Below are 19,740 nucleotides of genomic sequence, written 5' to 3'. Positions count from 1 at the left end.
ATCTCGTGGAAGCTTGGCGTCCTCGCGGTCGCCACACCGAGGGAAGCCCTCTCTCGAGATGACCCCTTGAACAAACCGGACCGAAGAGCGGCATCTTTTAGTTCAGGCGCGGCCGCCGCTGGAATACGCGGGGCTCGGTGCCAGACAGGGAAACCCGACCGCAAAGCTTGCCTTGGCCTGGTGACGTCTAGCTCTCCACGGGGGCGCTCGAGCTGAGGCGTTCGATCGCCTCCAGGTCATGAATCGTGACCGACGCGTACTTTGCCGTCGCAATCCCATCCTGCTCGAGACTCTTGAGCAGACGATTGATCGTCTGCCGGCCGACCCCGATCATCACCGCAAGGTCCTCCTGCGACAATCGCAAATCGATGACCAACCCTTTCTTGGTCTGTCGCCCGTGACGCTCTGCGAGCCTCTGCAATTCCTGCGCAAGCCGGTGAAGTGGACGCCGATTGCGGAGAATGATCAGGTTCTGCATCGACACGCGCAGGTGATCGCAGACCATTCGAACAAACGCAGAATAATACTCGTTGCTCTCGTTGATGAGCGCCTCGAACCGCTCCTGGCTCACGTGAAACAGCACCGCCTTGCCAATGGCGAATGCGTCATAACCATATGGGCGCCCGTCGAGGGCCGAGGTGACGCCGATCCACGACCCAGGCGAAGAGATCAGCAGGAAGGAGGGATTGCCGGACAGCGAAAAGCTGGTCAAACGCACCTGCCCCGACACCAGGGCAATCAATCCGTCGCGGGAGTCGCTCGCGGAATAGATCAGGGAGTTGTCCGCGTTTCGAACGCGACCCAGACGAAGAATGTTGTCCGCCAATGACGGAGAAAGGCCAGCAAACCACTTGTTCCTGCGCAGAACAGCCTTGAGGACCGCTTTGTTCATTCGTCGCCACACATGAAGACGGGATGGTCGCTGTCGCGACATCTGTCATCCCATATCAGTGTAGCGGAGATCAATCGAGGTGGCCGGGCTCCCGGCGGTGTAGGCCCACCCCAGCGCGAGTCGCCGGATGGGGTAAAATGAGGCGCGTCACACCGGCGGCCCGCCAGCGCTAGAACGATTTTTCCTCGGCCTCATAGATGGTCATGACGGGCGGTCTCGCGCACAGCTTGGCGACCTCCTGCACGAACGCCCGTGACTCGGGTCGGGCGAAATGCGCCTCGAGCGCGATGGCGTCACGCCAGCGCTCGAAGAAGCGCAGACGGAGCGAGTTTTCACAATCGACCTGCACGGTGTGCTCCACGCAGCCGTCTTCCATACGCGAACGATGCACATGCTCCAGGCTGATCTTCATCAGACGATCAAAGCTTTCGCCAAGCCCGTCCACAGACCCCACAACGATGATCATCGGCTCACATCCTCACTCTTGTGTTCCTCAGAAGGCGCCGGATGGCTGTCCTCGGCGAATGGCATGAGCGGGATCGTGCGGACGTCGAGACCTCGGCGCCTGGGATGGACGGCAGAACATTGGTTGCCTCGGTTGTCATGCTGACCGTCGTTTCCCCGCGAAGTTGATTTTCTTGCACGCGGCGACCTGCGTCCCGGCGCCCTCGCCCGCTCAAGCTAAGGTGATTTAGTGCATCGGGTGATTTAGTGCATCGATTGTCGCGATTGCGACAGTCTCGGCCATGATCTGTGCTTGTCTCTTGGCGGCGTCACGACGCGGCACGGCCGGAGGCGCAACGGGCAACCATGTCGAAACGAGAAGACCCGATGTTGCTGACGGCCGAACGCCTCTTCGCAGTCGAGGGCTTGGTCACCATCGTGACCGGCGCGGCGAGCGGACTTGGCTTGGCCATTTCCCGGACCATGGCAGCCAATGGTGCCGATTTGATCCTGGTTGACAGGAACGAGACCGAACTGAGGCGGATCGGCGAGGAGATCATCCCGGGGGCAGAGATCGCGACGGTCGATGTCGCAGATCCAGACGCCATCCGGCGGACGGTCGATGACGTCATCGCGCGCAAGGGCCGGCTCGACGTCATGTTCGCGAACGCCGGCATCAGCGGGGGAGCCGGAATTCGATTGCCGCAGGGCCACATCGAGAACGTCGATTTCGCAGCCTGGAATGACGTTATTGCCATCAACCAGACCGGCGCGTTCGCGACCATCCAGGCTGCGGCCCGTCACATGAAGGCGCAGCGCGGGGGTCGGATCGTGGTCACGGCGTCGGTCGGAGGATTAAGAGGCTCGGCAGCGACCGCCTATGCGTATGCGGCCGCCAAGGCCGCGGTGGTGAACCTGGTCAGGCAGGCCGCGCTCGAGCTCGCCACGTTCGACGTCCAGGTCAATGCCATCGCGCCCGGCTTCTTCCGGACGGGGCTCGGCGGAGGCCGCCTGCTGGACGAGGCCGCGACAGCGCCGCTCCACGCCATGGTGCCGATGAACCGGCTTGGGATCCCCGACGAGATTGCCGGCGTCAGCCTGCTGCTGGCATCGCCGGCCGCGAGCTATATCACCGGATCGGTGTTCACCGTGGACGGCGGAATCAGCGCGGCATGAAGCACCTCGAAGGCAAGGTCGCGGTGATCACGGGAGCTGCCAGCGGCATCGGGCGCGAGCTGGCCGCTGCCTGCGCTGCGCAAGGAATGAAGCTCGTTCTCGCCGACGTCGATCGCGACGGACTATCAGCCACGAAAGACCCGATGCCGGGCGGGATTGCCGTGCACACGGCGCAGTGCGACGTTTCCAGCGTCGAAGCGGTTCAACGCCTCGCCGACCTTGCCTTTGAAGAGTTCGGCAACGTTCACCTGCTCTTCAACAACGCCGGTGTCGCGGCGCTCGGCCCGGTCTGGTCCGCAACTCCCGAGGACTGGACGTGGGTGCTCGGAGTCAACCTCCTGGGCGTCGTCAACGGCATTCGCAGCTTCGTGCCGCGCATGATGGCTGCAGGCGACGAGGGCCACATCGTCAACACGGCGTCAGCCGCGGGGTTGACCGCCGTTGCGGGCTCCGGCGCCTACTGCGCCAGCAAGCACGCGGTCGTAGCCTTGTCCGAGTGCCTCTTGAAGGACCTTCAGCTCGCCGGCTCTCCTCTCAAGGTCAACGTGCTGTGCCCCTCGCTGGTCAAGACCGCCATCGCCGACTCAGGCCGACATCGGCCCGCACATCTGGCTTCGACAAACCCCGACACTGCAGCATATGATCAGCGCGTCAGAGCGGGAATGGAGGAATCCGAGGTCAGCGCCGCCGATGTGGCCAGCATGACGATCCAGGCCATCCACGACGACGAATTCTACATCCTTCCGCATCCCGCGGTGCGGCTCCGGGTCGAGGAGCGGCTTCGCAACATCATCGGTGATCAACATCACCACCAGCCAGACGGCCTCCTTGGGTCGACGGATGAACCATGAGCAATTCAAACGAGACCGCCGACCTCAGAGCCAGGATCGAGGCGCTCGAGAAACGCGTTGCCGAGCATGATGATCGCGAGGCGATCCGGACACTGCGCTGCACGTACCACGAATACGTCAACCAGGAGCGCGTCGCCGAACTGGCCGATCTCTTTGCGGAGAACGCCACCGTCTCCTATGGCGGTCGGCCGTCGGTGACCGGCCGCGAGGCCATCCGCGACTTCTTCCTCAACTTCCCGATCAAATGGGCGCGTCAATTCATCCACGCGCACGTCGTCGAAATCGATGGCGACCACGGCAGAGGCTACAGCCATCTCGACGGGCGCCCCGTTCTCAACGGCAAGAGCCTCATGGTCGGCGGCCGGTTCGATGATGAATATGTCAGGGAAAACGGCCGTTGGCTGTTTTCGAAAGTCGTGTTGACGACCTGGTACATGGTCCCGGTCGAGCCCGGCTGGGAAGCCGCGGCAGCGACCAGGCCGGCCCAGACCTGAGCTGCACGAACTCAGGCCTGCTGATTTGACGGCCGAGCTCCGTCAGACGTGGATAGCGGCGCCGACAAGGACGGCGTCATGCACGATCTTTCACCGGCCGTGCCCCGGCCCGCCCCGACTGGCGCCAACGCTGGGCACGCGTCGCTGCGGGGTCACTTACCCTAGCAACGTCACTGCGGCGGAGTCGGGGCGCCCGGCGCGACGGGTTCCATCAGACGGAATCAAGCTGATTTGGCCCTGTCCACAACTTCTGAATAAATTAATTCTGTTGCTTTTTTTCAGAAACCATGTTTATGTATCGCCATCTTGGACCCGCCGAGAGGGGCGCTTCGCGATCGTCACGAGACGTGGGGTCTGGGGATGCGGTGGCCGCAGGCGTGCTGCAGCGGGCTTACGGGCTCGCCGACGAACGGCAGGCTTGCGGACGTGAAGACGCGTGGTCCTGGCGCCCCGATGCTGGCGCCAAGTCGTCGGGCGATGATCCCGAGGGCGACGGTGGCTAAGAAGCCGGACACCGGGGAGATCGCGACATAAGCGTGAAAACCATCGCGCGGGGAATGCCGGGATGTCTCGGCTGAACCTGTGGTTCCTGCCGCCTGCTTTTTTTCGCAGGCGGGCCATGGGTGCGGCCAGCGCCCGGCATTCCCCGCGCCCTCTCATTCTCGAGGGCGGAACGACCGGCAGAACTCGGACGCCATCGCGCCGCGGGACCGCAGTCCCTCGCCCGAACGAAAGGCGCGAGGCTGGAACAAACCGCAAACAGATTTGAATTTGAGGAGTGAGGAGAGAGAGATGGTGCGCTCGGAGGGACTCGAACCCCCACGGTGTTACCCACTGCCACCTCAAGGCAGCGCGTCTACCAATTCCGCCACGAGCGCGAAGAAGAAGCCGGAGCCAGAGGAAGGGCGGCACCGGATCAGTGGCGCCCGTGTATCAAATCGATGTCAGGGGGACAAGGCCCGCCCTGCCCTAAAATACCGGATTGTGGACGGTTTTGGCGTGGGCCGTGGCGCGCTATCGCGACGTCGGCGTCGGCGAGCGCGGCAGCATCTGCTTGACCTCGACCGCGATGCGGTTGCGGTCGACCAGCACCACCCCATTTGCGATCGGCAGATTGTTGGCGAGCACCTTGACGTCGTCGGCCTCGGTGGCATCCAGCTCGATGATGGCGCCGCGGGACAGGCGCAGAACCTGGTGGATGGGCATGGAGCAGGTGCCGAGAACGACCATCAGGTCGACTGTCACTTTATCGAGGGTTGACACTGCAGGACCACCGAAGTCACGACTGGATTTTGATTGCCCAGACATCACCATGTTGTGGTTAGCCAATGGTTAACAGCCGCGAAACACTCGACCTGACCACCTTTGCGGGCCCTCCCGGCAACGCCGTGGATTGGCGCATCTCCGATTCGCCGGCCGACTACGCCCGGGCGACCGAATTCATGGAGGCGCGGGCGGCCGCGATCGCCGCCCATGAGGCCGCGGAGATGGTCTGGCTGCTGGAGCATCCGCCGGTCTACACCGCCGGCACGTCGGGCAAGGCCGAAGACCTGCGCGATCCGCGCTTTCCGCTGGTGCCGACCGGCCGCGGCGGCCAGGTCACCTATCATGGCCCCGGCCAGCGCGTGGCCTATGTCATGCTCGACCTCAAGCGGCGGCGCCCCGACGTGCGCGCCTATGTCGCCGCGCTCGAGGAGACCATCATCCGCACCCTCGACGCCTTCAACGTGCGCGGCGAGCGGCGCGAGGATCGCGTCGGCGTCTGGGTCAAGCGGCCCGACAAGGGCGAGGGCCACGAGGACAAGATCGCCGCCATCGGCGTGCGGCTGAAGCGCTGGGTGACCTTCCACGGCATCGCCATCAATGTCGAGCCGGACCTGTCGCACTTCCAGGCTATCGTGCCCTGCGGCGTGACCGATCCGCGCTACGGCGTCACCAGCCTGGTCGATCTCGGCCTGCCGGTGACGCTCGCCGATGTCGACGTCGCGTTCCGACAGGCGTTCGAGAGCGTGTTCGGCGCCGTCAGCGTCGCGCAGCCGGAGACGGCATGAGCTCACGCGGCGCCCTGCTGCGGCGGGACGTCGAGCTTCGCCGCAACATAGCGGCGCTCCTGGCTCAGGCCGCCGAAGCCGTAGGCATCCGCCTTGACCTCGTCGACATGCAGATAGGTCTCGTGATGCAGCGGGCCGATCAGCTCGGCCATACGCGCGAACACCGCGGCGAGATAGGCGGCCTTCTCGTCCTTGGTGTTGGTGCCCTCGCTGACGTGAACGTCGATCCAGTAGCTGGCAAGCCCCTGCTCCGCCAGCGAGGCGCCGCCGGCGAACCAGTCCGCGGCATCCGCTTCCGAGACGATGACGGCGGTGACCTTGGGATCCTTGCGCAGGATGTGCGCGGTCAATTCGGTGATGGCGTCCGCGATGGCCTTCTTCAGCGACGGCGAGCGGCGCTGGCTGGCATAGACGATGTTGATCAACGGCATGGTCGGCTCCCGGTATCCAGCGCGTGACTGCGCTTCGGGAGCAAAGCTAGCCGCGCGCCGCTCATTTTGGTATCTTATCGATATGGATATCAATGATAACGAGTTCATATGACCGCCACGCTCGACATCGCGACCGTCCGCGCCTTTCTGCTGGTGAGCGACCTGCACAGCTTCACCCGGGCGGCCGAGACGCTCGGCACCACCCAGGCCGCGGTCAGTCTCAAGCTGCAGCGGCTCGAAGCGCTGCTCGGAAAGCGGCTGGTCGAGCGTTCGCCGCGCGCGGTCCGGCTCACCGCCGACGGCGCGGCCTTCGCCGAGAACGCCCGCGCGCTGGTTGCCGCGCATGACCTCGCGCTCACCGGGCCCCCCCGCATCCGGCCGCTGCTGTCGCTGGGGATCAGCGATCACGTCGCCGGCCCCGAGCTGGTGCCGATGCTCGAGCAGTTGCATGCTGCCATGGCGGACCTCGTGCTGTCGGTCAGCATCGGCTTCTCGCGCGACCTGCTCGACCGCTACGATGCCGGCAAGCTCGACGCCGTGATCGTCCGCCAGGAGGCGAGCCGCCGCGGTGGCGAGGCGTTGATCACGGACGAGTTCGGCTGGTTCGCAGCGCCCAGATTTCGTCTGCCGGCCGGCGGCACGCTGCCGCTCGCCACGCTCGCACCGCCCTGTGGCGTGCGCAGCATCGCGGTCCGCGCGCTCGAGCGCGCGCGAATCAGCTTCAGCGAGACGTTCGTCGGCGGCGGGGTGACGGCCGTTGCGGCCGCCGCGCGCGCCGGTCTTGCGATTGCGCCGCTGGCCCGCCGGATCGCACCCAGCGGACTGATCGATATCGGAACGGATCTCGGCCTGCCCAAGCTCGGCCGCTCCAAGGTGATGCTGCATGCAAAGGCGGGAGATGCGGCCAAGCGCGCGGCCTTGCGCACGCTGGCCGCGGCATTCCGAAGCGCCGCGATGTCGAAGTAATTGACGCCGACAGGACCTGATGTAGCATGGGTTAATAATCGGAGTTCAGGAGCAGCGGCTTGAACCGTCTCTTGACCGCAGCTGACATCGTCAGCGCCCCAGCAAAGCCGAGCCCGGCCTCGACCGGCGCGACCGGCCTCGAACCATTGCATCGCCACGCGCTGATCCGGACCTCGAACGCCGACGTGCTGCGCGACCTCGCGGGGCGCCGGCTCGGCGCCGAGCGCGTCGACTTCAGGAACGCCGAGCGCTTCGAGGCGATCGTCAACCTGATCGAACTCGAGACCATCGGTCTCGCCTTCGGCACCACGACCTGCGACATGGTCTGCGACCATCGCGCCGCCGACTTCATCAGAGTGCAGATCGCCCTGAAGGGACGCGCGGTCAGTTGCACTCCCGGCGAGGCGACCGACGTCAATGAGCATCAGTTCGCGGTCGCGCCGGCCGGCGCGCCATGGCAGATGGCGTGCCAGGGCGGCCATCGGCGACTGACCCTGCGGCTCGATCCGCAGGCGCTGCGACGGCGCCTCACGGCGCTGGTCGGCGTGCAGCCGCGCGCCGACTTTGCGATCGACCCTGCCATTCCGGCCGCCGATCCGCAGGCCCGCAGCCTGATGCGACTGCTGGACTTCCTGACAACCCAGCTCAACGAGCAGGATACGGCGTTCCCCGCCGCAGTCTATCGCGAGCTGGAGGATGCGGTACATGTCGCCTTCCTCTGCGCCAGCCGTCATCGTTTCCGCGACACGCTCCTGGATCCCTCTCCGATGCCGGACTTCGGTCTGGTCAAGCGGCTCGAGGACTACATCGAGGCCAACTGGCGCGAGCCGATCACGATCGAGCGCTTGGCGCGCGAGGCCGGCGTCAGCGTCCGGTCGATCTTCCGCTTGTTCGAGCGTGTGCGCGGCTATTCGCCGATGGCCTTTGCCAAATCGGTGCGCCTGCGGCGCGCCCACGAGATGCTGCGCTCGGGCGATCCCGCCGTCACGGTGGCGGCGGCAGCCGCCGCCTGCAACTTTGCCAATGCCGGACACTTCGCCCGCTACTACCGCGCCACGTTCGGCGAGCTGCCATCGGCAACGATGGCCCGGGGCGAGCGGTCATGACGCGCTCGGCCGCTCACAGGATGGATTCGAGCGCGCTGCGCAGGCTCTGATGCCGGAACACGAAGCCGCTCGACAGCGCCTTGTTCGGCACCACGCGCTGGCCGCCGAGCAAGAGCTCCTCGGCGAAGTCGCCGCCGATCCGGCGCAAGAGGCCGGCGGGAACACGCAGCAGCGCCGGACGCCGCAGGCAGCGCGCGAGCTCGGCGGTGAAGGCGAGATTCCGCACCGGCAGCGGCGCCGTCGCATTGACCGGCCCGGTGATGGCATCGGTCGCGATCACATGGGCGATCAGCCGAACGAGATCGTCGCGCTCGATCCAGGACATCCATTGCAGGCCGGAGCCGAACGGCCCGCCCAGGCCGAACTCGAACGGCGTCAGCATCCGCGCCAGGAAGCCGCCGTCGCGGCCGACGACGAGCCCGATCCGCAGCAGTGCGACGCGGACACCGTGCGCTTCGGCACCGCGCGCCGCCTGTTCCCAGGCGTCGCAGAGGTCATGGCTGAAGCAGGCATGCGACTTGGCCGATTCGGTCAGCGGCTGGTCCTGCCACAGGCCGTACCAGCCGATCGCCGAACCGTTGACCAACACCTTCGGCTTGCGGTCGAGCCGCGCGATCAGGGATACGACCGCTTCCGTCGTAGCAAGCCGGGACTGCAGGATCGTCGCGCGCCTGGCCGCGGTCCACGGCGCGTTGCCGATCGGCTCGCCGGCCAGGTTGACGATCGCGTCGATACGGGTGCCGGAGGCGAGCTGATCGAGACGTGTGATCAAGGTCAGCGGCGCCGGCAGCATGGCGGCCTTGGCCGGGTCGCGGACCAGGGCGACGACGTGATGGCCGGCCGCGGCGAGACCGGCCGCCAGCCGCGCGCCGATGAAACCGGTCGCACCCGTGATCAGGATGGTCTGCGCTGGCGGCAGCGCCGCGACCAGCCCGGCCGCATCCGGCTGCGACATCCGCGCAAGGCGCCGGGCCGCGGCGAAGTCGCGCAGGCCGCACAGCGCGGCGCCAACCGCGGCAGCAGCCGCAATCCAGCTCAGCACGCCGGCATAGGCCGGCACGATCACCGAAGGCCGCATCGCCCAGCCGATCAGCAGCGGCACCAGCAGCATGAGGATCGCGCCGTAGTTGATGGCGAGCAGTGTGTGATTGACGCGTTCGCTCGGCGGCAGCTTGCGCGTCAGATCCTCCTCGACGAAATCGGTGAGGGTGATAGCGATCTCGGCCAGAAGCACCGCGAGCACGAGGATCGCGAACAATCCATGCACCTCGCACCAGCCGAGGACGGCGAACAGCAGCGCATAGAGCCCATTGCGGACGCCGTGCAGCTTGAGCTCGCCCCGCTGTGACGGGCGCCAGGCCAGGCGCTCGGTGAACTCATGGTGATAGAAGGTGTCGAACACGCCCATCACGATCTGAAGCGCGATCAGGGACCAGAGCAGCGGCGTCATGGTGCGGACTCCCGGAACACGGCGCTCTGGCGCATGATGCGCCCGAAGCGCGGATGGACGATCTCGAGCGAGAAGCGAAAGACACCGCTGCCGAGATCGGAATGGGTGACGGTGAGGTCGCCGGGCGTGAGCCATGCCGGCAGCACCCAGCGCCGGCCGGCGAAGTCGAACGTGTAGCCGGCGCTATGGAAATGAAGCGCGCCATCGGCGACGCCGACGCGCAGGCTCATGCTGAGGCCCCAGCCGAGATATTCCTCGAGCCCCGTCGGACCGGCGAAGCGCTTGGCGGAATGGATCACCTGCGGGAAGCCATGCGGACGTCCGCAGATGCGCGTCCAGATCTGGCCGCCACTCGCCGCGTCCTCGGTCACCGCGACGATCATCGGCACGCCGATGTTCGCGCGCGTCGGCAGCGGCCCGCCGATCAGCCGCGCCAGATGCGCGAACCAGAAGCCGGCACGGCTGATCTCGGCCTGATCGACCTCGCCGACATAGACGACGGTGGCGCCATCGGCGAGGCGCTTGGAGAAGCGGCGCCAGATCGACACCGGCAGCCGTCCCCAATCCTCGGCGGACAGCAGCGCACGAAACCTGTAATCATCATGAAGCCTGGCGCTGGAGGGCGTTGAAAGTCCGGGATGTCGCATGGTCACCATGACGCCCTCCACTCTTCTCAAGCGCTGCCCGACCTGGACCTTCCCGTGGGCAGCAGATTTGCGATCTTCTCGCCGAGCTTGATCAGCGCGACGAGACGCGGCCGCGGCACCTTCAGCATCTGCACGTACCAACGGTCGACCAGCTCGGTGAACGCCAGCATGTCCTTCAGCCGCTTGGCTGCGACCGCGCTGATCGCGGGATCGCCGGTCGCCTCCGCGACGCAGGCGCGCAGCGCCGCGATGGCGGGATCGATCTCGCGTTCCTTGCGGCCGGCCGCGATCCGCTGCGCCACCTCCCAGATGTCGGTCTCGGCCTCGAAATGATCGCGGCGGTCGCCGAGGATCGGCACGCGCCGGATCAAGCCCCAGGCGAGCAGCTCCTTCAGCGAGTTCGAGACGTTGGAGCGGGCCATGCCGAGCGTGTCGGCGATGTCCTCCGCCGTCATCGGCTTCTCGGCGAGGTACAGCAGCCCGTGTATCTGGCTCACCGAGCGGTTCACGCCCCACTGGTCACCCATGTCGCCCCAGTTGAGGATGAAGCGCTCGACGGCGGGAGGAAGTTTTCGATGACCTGTAATTTCTGTCATGACAGAAATATCTAACTGAAGAGAGTGAATGTCAAGAGGCGCGGCTTTGAACCGGACTGGCGGCCGGCCAGACGGATGTTACGGCGCACATTTTGCGCCTGCCGACCGCCCGGTTCCCCGCCTGCCCCCCTCTGCAACAGGAGCAAGCCATGACGGCATCCGACAAGGCGTTCACTGGATCGATCCCGCAGATCTACGATCAACTGATGGTTCCCTTGATCTTCGCGCCCTATGCGCTGGACCTCGCGCGGCGCATCGCGGCGCACATGCCGCGCGACGTACTGGAGACGGCGGCGGGCACCGGCGTGGTGACGCGGGCCCTGCATGCTCAACTGCCGCCGGAGGTCCGGATCACCGCCACCGACCTCAACGAGCCGATGCTCGCGCAGGCGAAGACCCATCTCGCCGCTGCGGACCGCATCGCATTTCATCAAGCCGATGCGCTGGCCCTGCCCTTTGCCGATGCGAGCTTCGATGCCGTCGCCTGTCAGTTCGGCGCGATGTTCTTCCCCGATCGCGTCAAGGGCTATGCGGAGGCCCGCCGCGTGCTCCGGCCCGGCGGACGTTTCGTCTTCAACGTCTGGGACCGGATCGAGGAGAATGAAATTCCTCACGTCGTTCACGAGACGTTGCAACAGGTCTTCCCCGAAAGCCCGCCGCAGTTCTTCACCCGGACTCCGCACGGCTATTTCGATGCCGGGCGGATCGAGGCCGATCTGACCGCAGCGGGCTTCACGGACATCGCGATCGAGACGGTGACGCATCGCAGCCGCGCGGCTTCGCCTCAGGACCCGGCCATGGCATTTTGCCAGGGCACGCCGATGCGCGGCGAGATCGAAGCGCGCGGCACGCCCGGCCTCGCCGCCGTGACGCAGGCGACCGCGGAAGCGCTGGCGCGCCGCTTTGGCGAGGGTGCCATCGAAGGCCGGATACAGGCGCTGGTGATCTCAGCGGGGTGAGCGACGGACTCGCGCGCCGTGTCGTTAGAGCGTCGGCAACACGGAGAACGCCTCGCCCGGCCGGCGCGGTTTGAGCTGATCGGCCGTCGCCGGGTTTTCCATCACGGCATCGACACGCGCTGCTGGCGGTCCCTCGCGGCAGGCTGCCAACACGGCGGCGACGTCGTCCGAGGGACCCGCGAACAACGCCTCGACACTGCCATCGCTGCGATTGCGCACCCAGCCTTCGAGGCCGTTGAGGATGGCCTGGTCCTCGACCCATGCGCGGTAGCCGACGCCCTGGACGCGGCCGCGAACCATGACGTGGACGATGGCGCGATCGGTCATGATCCGAGCCCCAGAAAATCGCGCAGGCGCTTCTTCACATCGGCGTCGCGCATCACGCGTGCCGTCAGCTCGGCCGACGGCAGCCCCTTGAGCTGCTTCGGCGAGACGCCGTCACGCAGCGCCTTCAGCGTCTCATACACCGCCTGCGTCGCGGCGGCGATCGGCGCATGGCCCTGCAGCGCGACGCGGACACGGCGCGAGGCGAGATAGCCGAGATCGGACATCTCCTCCGGCGCACCGCCGAGCACGATCGGCAGCGTGGTGGCGGCCGCGATCGCGTCGAGCTGATCGCGCGAGGTGATGCCGGTGAAGAACAGCCCGTCGACGCCGCAGGCCTCATACGCCCTGGCCCGCGCGATCGCGTCGTCGAGCGAGGTGATGGAAACGGCGCCCGTCCGCCCCAGGATGACCAGCGCGGGATCGCCGCGGCCGTCGAGCGCGGCCTTCACCTTGCCGACACCCTCGGCTAACGGGATCAGCTGCGGCTTCGCTTCGCCGAAAGCCTGCGGCAGCAGCGTATCCTCGATGGTGAGACCCGCGGCACCGGCCGCTTCCAGCTCCTGCACCGTGCGGCGCACGTTCATCGCATTGCCGTAGCCGTGATCGGCATCGACCAGCACCGGCAGCGCTGCCGCGCGCGACATCCGCCGCATCTGCTCGGCGAGCTCGGTCAAGGTGATCAAGGCAATGTCGGGATCGCCGAGGACGGCGAGCGAAGCCGCCGAGCCGCCGAACATGCCGAGTTCGAAGCCGAGGTCCTCGGCAACGCGGATCGAAATCGCGTCGTAAACGGAGCCGGGATGGACGCAGCGATCGCTGGCGAGGATTGTGCGCAACGCTTCTCGGCGAGTACGGAACGTCATCACGCCCTACCTCTCTCCGTCATTGCGAGGAGCGAAGCGACGAAGCAATCCAGAGTCTCTTGCTCGGCCCTGGATTGCTTCGCTTCGCTCGCAATGACGGCGGTTAGACTTACTACGCAAACTCCAGGATCAGCGCATCGACCGCGAGCGTGGCCCCTGCTGTCGCGTGGATCTTCTTTACCGTGCCGTCCTGCTCGGCGCGCAGCACGTTCTGCATCTTCATGGCTTCGATCACGGCCAGCGTCTCGCCCGCCTTGACCTCCTGCCCTTCGGTCACGGCGATCGAGACCACGAGGCCGGGCATCGGGCACAGCAGCTTCTTGCCGCTGTCGCCGGCGGTGACGACCGGCATCAGCCGCGCCGCGGTCGCCTCGGCCTCCGTGTAGACGTAGACCGGCGCTTCGACGCCCTGATGCGCGAGCCGCACGCCGTTCGCAATGAGACGCGTCTGCACTGCGATGGCCGCACCATCGATGGTGCCGTGCCACACGGCATCGCCCGGTTTCCAGTCCGACACCAGCTGATGCGCCGGGCCGACCTTGCCGTCGCCCCCGACGAAGCGGACCGTGATCGCGCCGTTCTCCCTGGTGATGTCGAGCAGGATCTCGTCACGCCCGAGCCACACCGCGCGGCGGCCCTGCCGCTTCACAGGCCGGCCGATCATCTGCTGCGAGATCTGCCGCTTGCGCTCGCCGAGCACGTGGTCGATCGCAGCACCCACCGCCGCCAGCCGGCGCGCGATCTCGCCTTCCGGCGCGCGCGCGGCAAAGCCCTTGGGAAACTCCTCGGCGATGAAGCCGGTCGACAGCCGGCCCTCGCGCCAGCGCGGATGGTTCATCAGCGCCGACAGGAACGGGATGTTGTGGCGGATGCCGTCGACATAGAACGCATCAAGCGCGGTCGACTGCGCCTCGATCGCGGCAGCCCGCGACTCCGCATGGGTGACGAGCTTGGCGATCATCGGATCGTAATAGATCGAGATCTCGCCGCCCTCCTGCACGCCGGTGTCGTTGCGCACGGTGATGCCGTCAGCCTTGCTCTCCGCCGGCGGGCGATACTTCACGAGGCGGCCGATCGACGGCAGGAAGCTGCGGAACGGATCTTCCGCATAGACGCGGGATTCCACCGCCCAGCCGGTCATCGTCACGTCCTTCTGCGCAAGCGAAAGCTTCTCGCCGGCGGCGACGCGGATCATCTGCTCGACGAGGTCGATGCCGGTGACGAGCTCGGTCACGGGATGCTCGACCTGCAGGCGCGTGTTCATCTCAAGGAAGTAGAAGCTCTTGTCCTGGCCGGCGACGAACTCGACGGTGCCGGCGGAGTCGTAGTTCACGGCCTTGGCGAGCGCCACGGCCTGCTCGCCCATCTTGCGCCGCGTCTCCTCGTCGAGCAGCGGCGACGGCGCCTCCTCGATGACCTTCTGGTTGCGGCGCTGGATCGAGCATTCGCGCTCGCCGAGATAGATCACGTTGCCATGCTTGTCGCCGAGCACCTGGATCTCGATGTGGCGCGGATCTGTGATGAACTTCTCGATGAAGACGCGATCGTCGCCGAACGAGGCCTTGGCCTCGGCCTTGGCGAGATTGAAGCCCTCGGCGACCTCGACGGTCGAATGCGCGATGCGCATGCCCTTGCCGCCGCCGCCGGCGGAGGCCTTGATCATCACGGGGTAGCCGATCTCGTCGGCGATGCGCACCGCGTGCTTGTCGTCCTCGATGACGCCGAGGAAGCCGGGCACGGTCGAGACCTTGGCCTTGGCGGCCGCCTTCTTCGATTCGATCTTGTCGCCCATCGCGGCGATCGCGCCTGGGTTCGGGCCGATGAAGACGATGCCGGCCTCGGCCAATGCCCGCGGGAAAGCCTCGCGCTCGGACAGGAAGCCGTAGCCCGGATGCACCGCCTCGGCGCCGGTCTTCTTGCAGGCCTCGACGATGCGGTCGATGAGGAGATAGCTCTCGGCGGCGGCGGGCGGGCCGATCAGCACGGCATCATCTGCCATCTCGACATGCAGCGCATCGCGGTCGGCTTCCGAATAGACCGCAACGGTTCGGATTCCCATGCGGCGGGCAGTCTTGATGACCCGGCAGGCGATCTCGCCGCGGTTCGCAATCAGAATGGTTTTGAACATGTTCTTGCTTGATACCTTTGGGCGGGCTCCCCGCTCGTGGCACAGGCGTCACACCGCGAGCTTGATCGGTTCGTCTATACCAAAATCGCCCGCGCGCAACCCGCCTCTCGTTCCGACCGTGCCGTCCGGCGAGGCATGCCAGCCGCGGGCATTGCCGTTACCCGGAATAGCTGTGGAAACGTCCGCGGGCATAGGCGTGGGACACCGCCTTCATGAGCTCGCCGACCTCGGTCTCGAGAAAATCGTTCGCAACAATCAGGGCCCGAATGGCCGCGCGCAGATCGCCCCCGCAGGCAGCAATGGCCTGATCCACGGCGGCCTCCAGCGCGAGGTATTCAGCGTCCGCGGCTTGAGCATCGGTGTTGGATTGCGATCTGGGCTGCATGCGCGATGACGGTCCTCGCTCCGGTCACGCCGCCATGTTCACTTTATGTTCTCTGGAGTCAAGGCGGATCACGCCGCCCCGATCTCTTGATGCTGCGGCTCGGCCTGCGGCTTTTCGGGCGCCAAGGTGACGGACGTCTCCCGGCCGCCCTGCCGCACCAGGCGGTGGATGAAGCCCAGCTTGCCGATGACCGGCGGCGTCAGGATGAAGGGATAGAGATCGCGCGCGCCCATCGCCCGGGCGACACTGTTCATGGCGAAGGTGAACGGCAGCCAGGCGTTGACGATGGTGTCGAAGTCCTCCGCGACATACGGATCGAAGGTGACGCGCGCTGTCAGTCCGCCGATCTGGTCGGCGGGCGGATCGATCTCGATACCGAACTCGGAGGCCATCTCCAGCGTATCGACGATGTGGAGGTAGTGCGCCCAGGTCTCGGCAAAATCCTCCCACGGATGCGTGGTGGCGTAGGCGGAGACGAAATTGTCCTGCCAGTTCACCGGCGGCCCCTGCTCGTAGTGCCGCTTCAGTGCCTCGCCGTAGTCCTGGGTATCGTCGCCGAACACCGCCCGGCATTCGTCGAGCCGGCCGGCATCGCGCACCAGCACGTCCCAGAAATAGTGCCCGACCTCGTGGCGGAAATGACCGAGCAAGGTCCGGTACGGCTCGCCCATTTCCAGCCGGCGCCGCTCGCGCTCGAAATCGTCGGCCTCGGCCAGCGCGATGGTGATAAGGCCGTTGTCGTGGCCGGTCATGACCTTCTGCTGGCCGGCGGGGTCGTCGGCGAGGAAGTTGAAGATCAGCCCGTGCTCGGGATCCTCGATGCGTGTCTTCACAGGGAGTTTCCAGCGGATCAGCGAGTAGAACAGCCGGTGCTTGGCCACCTCCAGCTCTCGCCATCCGGCGAGTTGCGCGGGATCAGACAGATTGGGAATCGTGCCGTTATGCCGGCAGGCGCGGCAGAAGCCTGCGGTCTCCCCGATCTCGAGCAGCCAGTTGCAGGCGTCGTGCTCGGCATTGGCGCAGAAGAAGCGCCCCGACCCGTGGTCGGCGAGCGTCCGAACCCCCTCCTCCGCCGGCTCGATCGCCGACAGGGTCTGGCGCTCCGGCATGAAGGCGAGCTGATGGCCGCAGCGACCGCAGCTGCGATTCTCGAAATACAGGATGTTCTTGCAGGCCTGACAGACGAAGAGCTTCACGGTATGGACCTACGTGTTGCGGAGTTCAGGGCCTGACGACGCACGACAGTAACAGTCCGTTCCGGGAGCGCGGAACTTTTTATCTGCCCCGACGTTCACGTCATGCGGTCGTTTGCCCGCCTTAATCTCTGCCCAGTTTGCTTTCCTTGAACCCAATGTCGCCACGCTTCCGAACACCCGCGGTGGAATTCTCGGACGACTGCTCGCCACACCAGTACAGGTCAGCATGAACAGCGCGGATGCGCCCAGAGACGACGTGAGGCCGGAGGCTGCCGCCGACGCGCTGCGCCAGCATATTGAGGAGATCGCCCGCGATCGCGATCAGGCCTACCGGGCGCTGCAGGAGCGCGAGGCGGAGCTCGCGCGCATTCAGCGCATCGCCCGGGTCGGCGGCGTTGAGGTCGATTTGCGCGAGGGCTACCGCAACCGCCGCTCCCCCGAATACCTGATCATTCACGGCCTGCCGCCGGAGGCCGTCCACGAGACTCATGAAGACTGGGTCAGGCGCGTCCATCCCGACGACCGCGTCAAGGCCGAGCGGGACTTCATCGCCGCGGTGAAGAGCGATCAGGAGGACTACACCACCGAATACCGCATCATCCGTCCCAGCGACGGCGAGATCCGCTGGGTCCGCGTCATCGCCCGCATCGAGCGTGACTGGAACGGCCGTGCGATCCGTCTGGTCGGCGCGCATATCGATGTCACCGACCAGATGCTGGCGCAGGCCAAGCTGCGCGAGAGCGAGGAACGCTTCCGGCTGATCGCCGACAGCGCGCCGGTGCCGATCTGGGTGACGAAGCTCGACCGCACCCGCTCCTTCGTCAATCGCGCCTATATCGATTTCCTCGGCCTGCCCCCTGACGAGGCGCTGGCCTTCGACTGGCGCAAGGTGCTGCATCCCGAGGACCTTCCGCGCATCCTCGCGCAGCAGCAGTCGGGAGAGTGCTCGCTGAAGCCGTTCTTCCTCGAGGCGCGCTACCGGCGCGCCGACGGGGAATGGCGCTGGCTGCGATCGGAATCGCAGCCACGCTGGGATGCGAACGGCAAACATGTCGGCTTCATCGGCGTCGCTCACGACGTCACGGCCGCCAAGCAGGCCGAGATCGAGCTGCGCCGCGTCAACGAGACCCTCGAAGAGCGTATCAGGGAGCGCACCGCCCAACTCGAGGCCAATGAAGCGCGCATGCGCGCGATCTTCGACACCAGCAATCAGTATCAGGCCATCCTCGACGTCGAGGGCCGCGTGATGCATGCCAACCGCATCGCGGTCGCCGGCATGCGCGCCGGTGAAGTGAACGTCATCGGCCAGCCGCTCTGGGATGCGCCCTGGTTCACCCATACGCCGGGCGTGACCGAGATGCTGCGCAAGGCGTTCGCCCGCGTTCTCGCCGGCGAAAGCTTCCGGACCGAGATGCGGCTCGACTTCGCCAGCGGCCAGCGACATTTCGAGCTGTCAATGCGGCCGCTGTTCGACCAGCATGACGTGGTCACCGGCGCGGTCGCCGAGGCCGTCGACGTCACCGAGCGCATCCAGGGCGAGGAGCTGCTGCGGCAGTCGCAGAAGATGGAGGCGGTCGGCCAGCTCACCGGCGGCGTCGCCCACGACTTCAACAACCTGCTCACGATCATCCGCTCGGCCACCGACTTCCTGCGCCGCCGCGATCTTCCCGAGGAGCGGCGCCGGCGCTATGTCGACGCGATCTCGGAGACGGTGGAGCGCGCCTCGAAGCTGACCGCACAGCTCCTGGCCTTCGCCCGGCGGCAACCCTTGACGCCGCAGGTGTTCAATGTTGGCGAGCAGGTCGAGAACGTCGTGCAACTGATCCGTCCTCTCGTCGGCAGCCGCATCCAGATCGAGCTCGCGGTCACGGACAGCGGGCTGTTCACCCTCGCCGACGTCGCGCAATTCCAGACTGCGCTGATCAATCTCGCCGTCAATGCGCGCGACGCCATGAACGGTGAAGGTCATCTGCAGATCGGCGTGCAGCGAACCGAGAGCATTCCGGCCTTGCGCGGCCAGAGCCCCCGCCCCGGGGCCTTCATCGCGATCTCGGTCACCGACACTGGCGGCGGCATCGCACCTCAACATCTCAACGCGATCTTCGAACCGTTCTTCACCACCAAGGAGGTCGGCAAGGGCACGGGTCTCGGCCTCAGCCAGGCGTTCGGCTTCGCCAAGCAGTCCGAAGGCGACATCGCGGTCGACAGCCGCATCGGCCACGGCGCGACCTTCACGATCTATCTGCCACAAGCCACGGCAACGGAATCCGGCACGGAAGCGGGCGCCGCGCGCATCGAGCCGGCGACCATCGGGCGCGGCTACCGCGTGCTCGTGGTCGAGGACAATGACGAGGTGGGGCAGTTCTCGACCGAGCTGCTCGAGGATCTCGGCTATGTGACGCGCCGCGTCGCCAACGGCGCCGATGCGCTGGCGATCCTTGCCAACGATGAGTTCGCCGTCGATCTCGTGTTCTCCGACGTCATCATGCCCGGCATCAACGGCCTCGAGCTTGCCGGCATCATCCGCGACCGCTATCCCGGCCTGCCGGTGGTGCTGACATCCGGCTACAGCCACGTGCTGGCGGAAAATGCCCATCACGGCTTCGAGCTGATCAAGAAGCCCTATTCGGTGGAATCGCTGTCGCGCATCCTGCGCAAGGCGATGGCCGAGAAGGCGCCGCTGCCGCGCTGAGCCGGCATCGGGAACCAACATTGCCGATCGGACGTTCTGTTCCGCAATGAGGTGCCGTGAGCCGCGTCCGCGCGTCGCGCCGCACT

The 19,740-nt window shown here is 66.2% G+C and carries 20 protein-coding genes and 1 tRNA gene; 8 read left to right on the top strand and 13 right to left on the bottom strand.

The genetic code is table 11. The annotated features are described in order from the left end of the window. Window positions 1-187: 187 nt before the first annotated feature. Both QX010_RS23575 and QX010_RS23570 read right to left on the bottom strand, forming a co-directional pair. On the bottom strand, window positions 188-892 hold the full coding sequence (locus QX010_RS23575; protein WP_315804940.1) for a Crp/Fnr family transcriptional regulator: 705 nt from the start codon (window positions 890-892) through the stop codon (window positions 188-190). Between the two features lie 169 nt (window positions 893-1,061). Then, window positions 1,062-1,358, bottom strand: a complete 297-nt coding sequence (locus QX010_RS23570; protein WP_315804939.1) for a putative quinol monooxygenase — start codon at window positions 1,356-1,358, stop codon at window positions 1,062-1,064. A 365-nt stretch (window positions 1,359-1,723) separates the two neighbouring features. On the opposite strand from QX010_RS23570, the gene QX010_RS23565 reads away from it, so the two are divergent. Genes QX010_RS23565 through QX010_RS23555 form a run of 3 tightly spaced genes read left to right on the top strand, consistent with a single transcriptional unit; the run spans window position 1,724 to window position 3,857 of the window. Beyond that, complete coding sequence (locus QX010_RS23565) at window positions 1,724-2,512, top strand: SDR family NAD(P)-dependent oxidoreductase (protein WP_315804938.1); 789 nt, start codon at window positions 1,724-1,726, stop codon at window positions 2,510-2,512. Further along, window positions 2,509-3,363, top strand: coding sequence for an SDR family NAD(P)-dependent oxidoreductase (locus QX010_RS23560; RefSeq protein WP_316182166.1), 855 nt, complete (start codon window positions 2,509-2,511; stop codon window positions 3,361-3,363). The genes QX010_RS23565 and QX010_RS23560 overlap by 4 nt, the downstream gene beginning before the upstream one ends. After that, window positions 3,360-3,857 carry a nuclear transport factor 2 family protein gene (locus QX010_RS23555; RefSeq protein ID WP_316182164.1) on the top strand — a complete coding sequence of 166 codons (498 nt, stop codon included), beginning with the start codon at window positions 3,360-3,362 and terminating at the stop codon, window positions 3,855-3,857. Before QX010_RS23560 ends, QX010_RS23555 begins: the two co-directional genes overlap by 4 nt. A gap of 793 nt (window positions 3,858-4,650) precedes the next feature. On the opposite strand, the gene QX010_RS23550 is transcribed toward QX010_RS23555, so the two are convergent. Both QX010_RS23550 and QX010_RS23545 read right to left on the bottom strand, forming a co-directional pair. Continuing rightward, a tRNA-Leu gene (locus tag QX010_RS23550) sits at window positions 4,651-4,735 on the bottom strand. A 136-nt stretch (window positions 4,736-4,871) separates the two neighbouring features. Further along, window positions 4,872-5,165 (bottom strand): FliM/FliN family flagellar motor switch protein, encoded by a 294-nt coding sequence (locus QX010_RS23545; protein ID WP_409997983.1) that lies wholly within the window; start codon window positions 5,163-5,165, stop codon window positions 4,872-4,874. A gap of 20 nt (window positions 5,166-5,185) precedes the next feature. Here QX010_RS23545 and lipB point away from each other — a divergent pair, with 20 nt between their 5' ends. Beyond that, a complete protein-coding gene (gene lipB, locus QX010_RS23540; RefSeq protein ID WP_316182162.1) occupies window positions 5,186-5,908 on the top strand; it encodes a lipoyl(octanoyl) transferase LipB in 723 nt (240 codons plus the stop codon). A gap of 2 nt (window positions 5,909-5,910) precedes the next feature. On the opposite strand, the gene QX010_RS23535 is transcribed toward lipB, so the two are convergent. Beyond that, window positions 5,911-6,339, bottom strand: coding sequence for a 4-oxalocrotonate tautomerase family protein (locus tag QX010_RS23535; protein ID WP_316182161.1), 429 nt, complete (start codon window positions 6,337-6,339; stop codon window positions 5,911-5,913). A 108-nt stretch (window positions 6,340-6,447) separates the two neighbouring features. Between QX010_RS23535 and QX010_RS23530 the strand changes: the two genes are divergently transcribed. Together QX010_RS23530 and QX010_RS23525 are read left to right on the top strand one after the other, a co-directional pair. Then, window positions 6,448-7,305: a LysR family transcriptional regulator gene (locus QX010_RS23530; RefSeq protein WP_316182159.1), complete on the top strand. Its 858-nt coding sequence runs from the start codon at window positions 6,448-6,450 to the stop codon at window positions 7,303-7,305. 59 nt (window positions 7,306-7,364) lie between these two features. Continuing rightward, window positions 7,365-8,411 carry an AraC family transcriptional regulator gene (locus QX010_RS23525; protein ID WP_316182158.1) on the top strand — a complete coding sequence of 349 codons (1,047 nt, stop codon included), beginning with the start codon at window positions 7,365-7,367 and terminating at the stop codon, window positions 8,409-8,411. Window positions 8,412-8,424: 13 nt separating this feature from the next. Here QX010_RS23525 and QX010_RS23520 read toward each other — a convergent pair whose 3' ends face one another. Genes QX010_RS23520 through QX010_RS23510 form a run of 3 tightly spaced genes read right to left on the bottom strand, consistent with a single transcriptional unit; the run spans window position 8,425 to window position 11,104 of the window. Continuing rightward, window positions 8,425-9,861 (bottom strand): TIGR01777 family oxidoreductase, encoded by a 1,437-nt coding sequence (locus tag QX010_RS23520; RefSeq protein ID WP_315804922.1) that lies wholly within the window; start codon window positions 9,859-9,861, stop codon window positions 8,425-8,427. Then, window positions 9,858-10,517, bottom strand: a complete 660-nt coding sequence (locus QX010_RS23515) for a DUF4166 domain-containing protein (RefSeq protein WP_316182156.1) — start codon at window positions 10,515-10,517, stop codon at window positions 9,858-9,860. Before QX010_RS23515 ends, QX010_RS23520 begins: the two co-directional genes overlap by 4 nt. Before the next feature lie 17 nt (window positions 10,518-10,534). Then, window positions 10,535-11,104 (bottom strand): GbsR/MarR family transcriptional regulator, encoded by a 570-nt coding sequence (locus tag QX010_RS23510; protein WP_316182153.1) that lies wholly within the window; start codon window positions 11,102-11,104, stop codon window positions 10,535-10,537. A 149-nt stretch (window positions 11,105-11,253) separates the two neighbouring features. On the opposite strand from QX010_RS23510, the gene QX010_RS23505 reads away from it, so the two are divergent. Then, complete coding sequence (locus QX010_RS23505; RefSeq protein WP_316182152.1) at window positions 11,254-12,063, top strand: class I SAM-dependent methyltransferase; 810 nt, start codon at window positions 11,254-11,256, stop codon at window positions 12,061-12,063. Window positions 12,064-12,087: 24 nt separating this feature from the next. On the opposite strand, the gene QX010_RS23500 is transcribed toward QX010_RS23505, so the two are convergent. The 5 genes from QX010_RS23500 to QX010_RS23480 form a co-directional block, all read right to left on the bottom strand. Then, window positions 12,088-12,390, bottom strand: coding sequence for an acylphosphatase (locus QX010_RS23500; protein WP_315804918.1), 303 nt, complete (start codon window positions 12,388-12,390; stop codon window positions 12,088-12,090). Beyond that, window positions 12,387-13,253: an isocitrate lyase/PEP mutase family protein gene (locus QX010_RS23495; RefSeq protein WP_316182149.1), complete on the bottom strand. Its 867-nt coding sequence runs from the start codon at window positions 13,251-13,253 to the stop codon at window positions 12,387-12,389. Before QX010_RS23495 ends, QX010_RS23500 begins: the two co-directional genes overlap by 4 nt. 112 nt (window positions 13,254-13,365) lie before the next feature. Then, entirely contained in the window at window positions 13,366-15,381 is a 2,016-nt protein-coding gene (locus tag QX010_RS23490; protein ID WP_316182148.1) for an acetyl/propionyl/methylcrotonyl-CoA carboxylase subunit alpha, read from the bottom strand. Between the two features lie 157 nt (window positions 15,382-15,538). Next, window positions 15,539-15,766 carry a hypothetical protein gene (locus tag QX010_RS23485; protein ID WP_316182147.1) on the bottom strand — a complete coding sequence of 76 codons (228 nt, stop codon included), beginning with the start codon at window positions 15,764-15,766 and terminating at the stop codon, window positions 15,539-15,541. A 68-nt stretch (window positions 15,767-15,834) separates the two neighbouring features. Then, entirely contained in the window at window positions 15,835-16,962 is a 1,128-nt protein-coding gene (locus QX010_RS23480; RefSeq protein WP_316182146.1) for a putative zinc-binding peptidase, read from the bottom strand. Between the two features lie 226 nt (window positions 16,963-17,188). Between QX010_RS23480 and QX010_RS23475 the strand changes: the two genes are divergently transcribed. Continuing rightward, window positions 17,189-19,654: a PAS domain-containing protein gene (locus QX010_RS23475; protein ID WP_316182145.1), complete on the top strand. Its 2,466-nt coding sequence runs from the start codon at window positions 17,189-17,191 to the stop codon at window positions 19,652-19,654. Window positions 19,655-19,740 lie beyond the last annotated feature (86 nt).

This window comes from Bradyrhizobium sp. SZCCHNRI1009, assembly GCF_032487575.1.
Taxonomy (GTDB): domain Bacteria; phylum Pseudomonadota; class Alphaproteobacteria; order Rhizobiales; family Xanthobacteraceae; genus Bradyrhizobium.
Note: the sequence above shows the minus strand (reverse complement) of the source record. Positions and strands in the feature narration are given on the sequence as shown.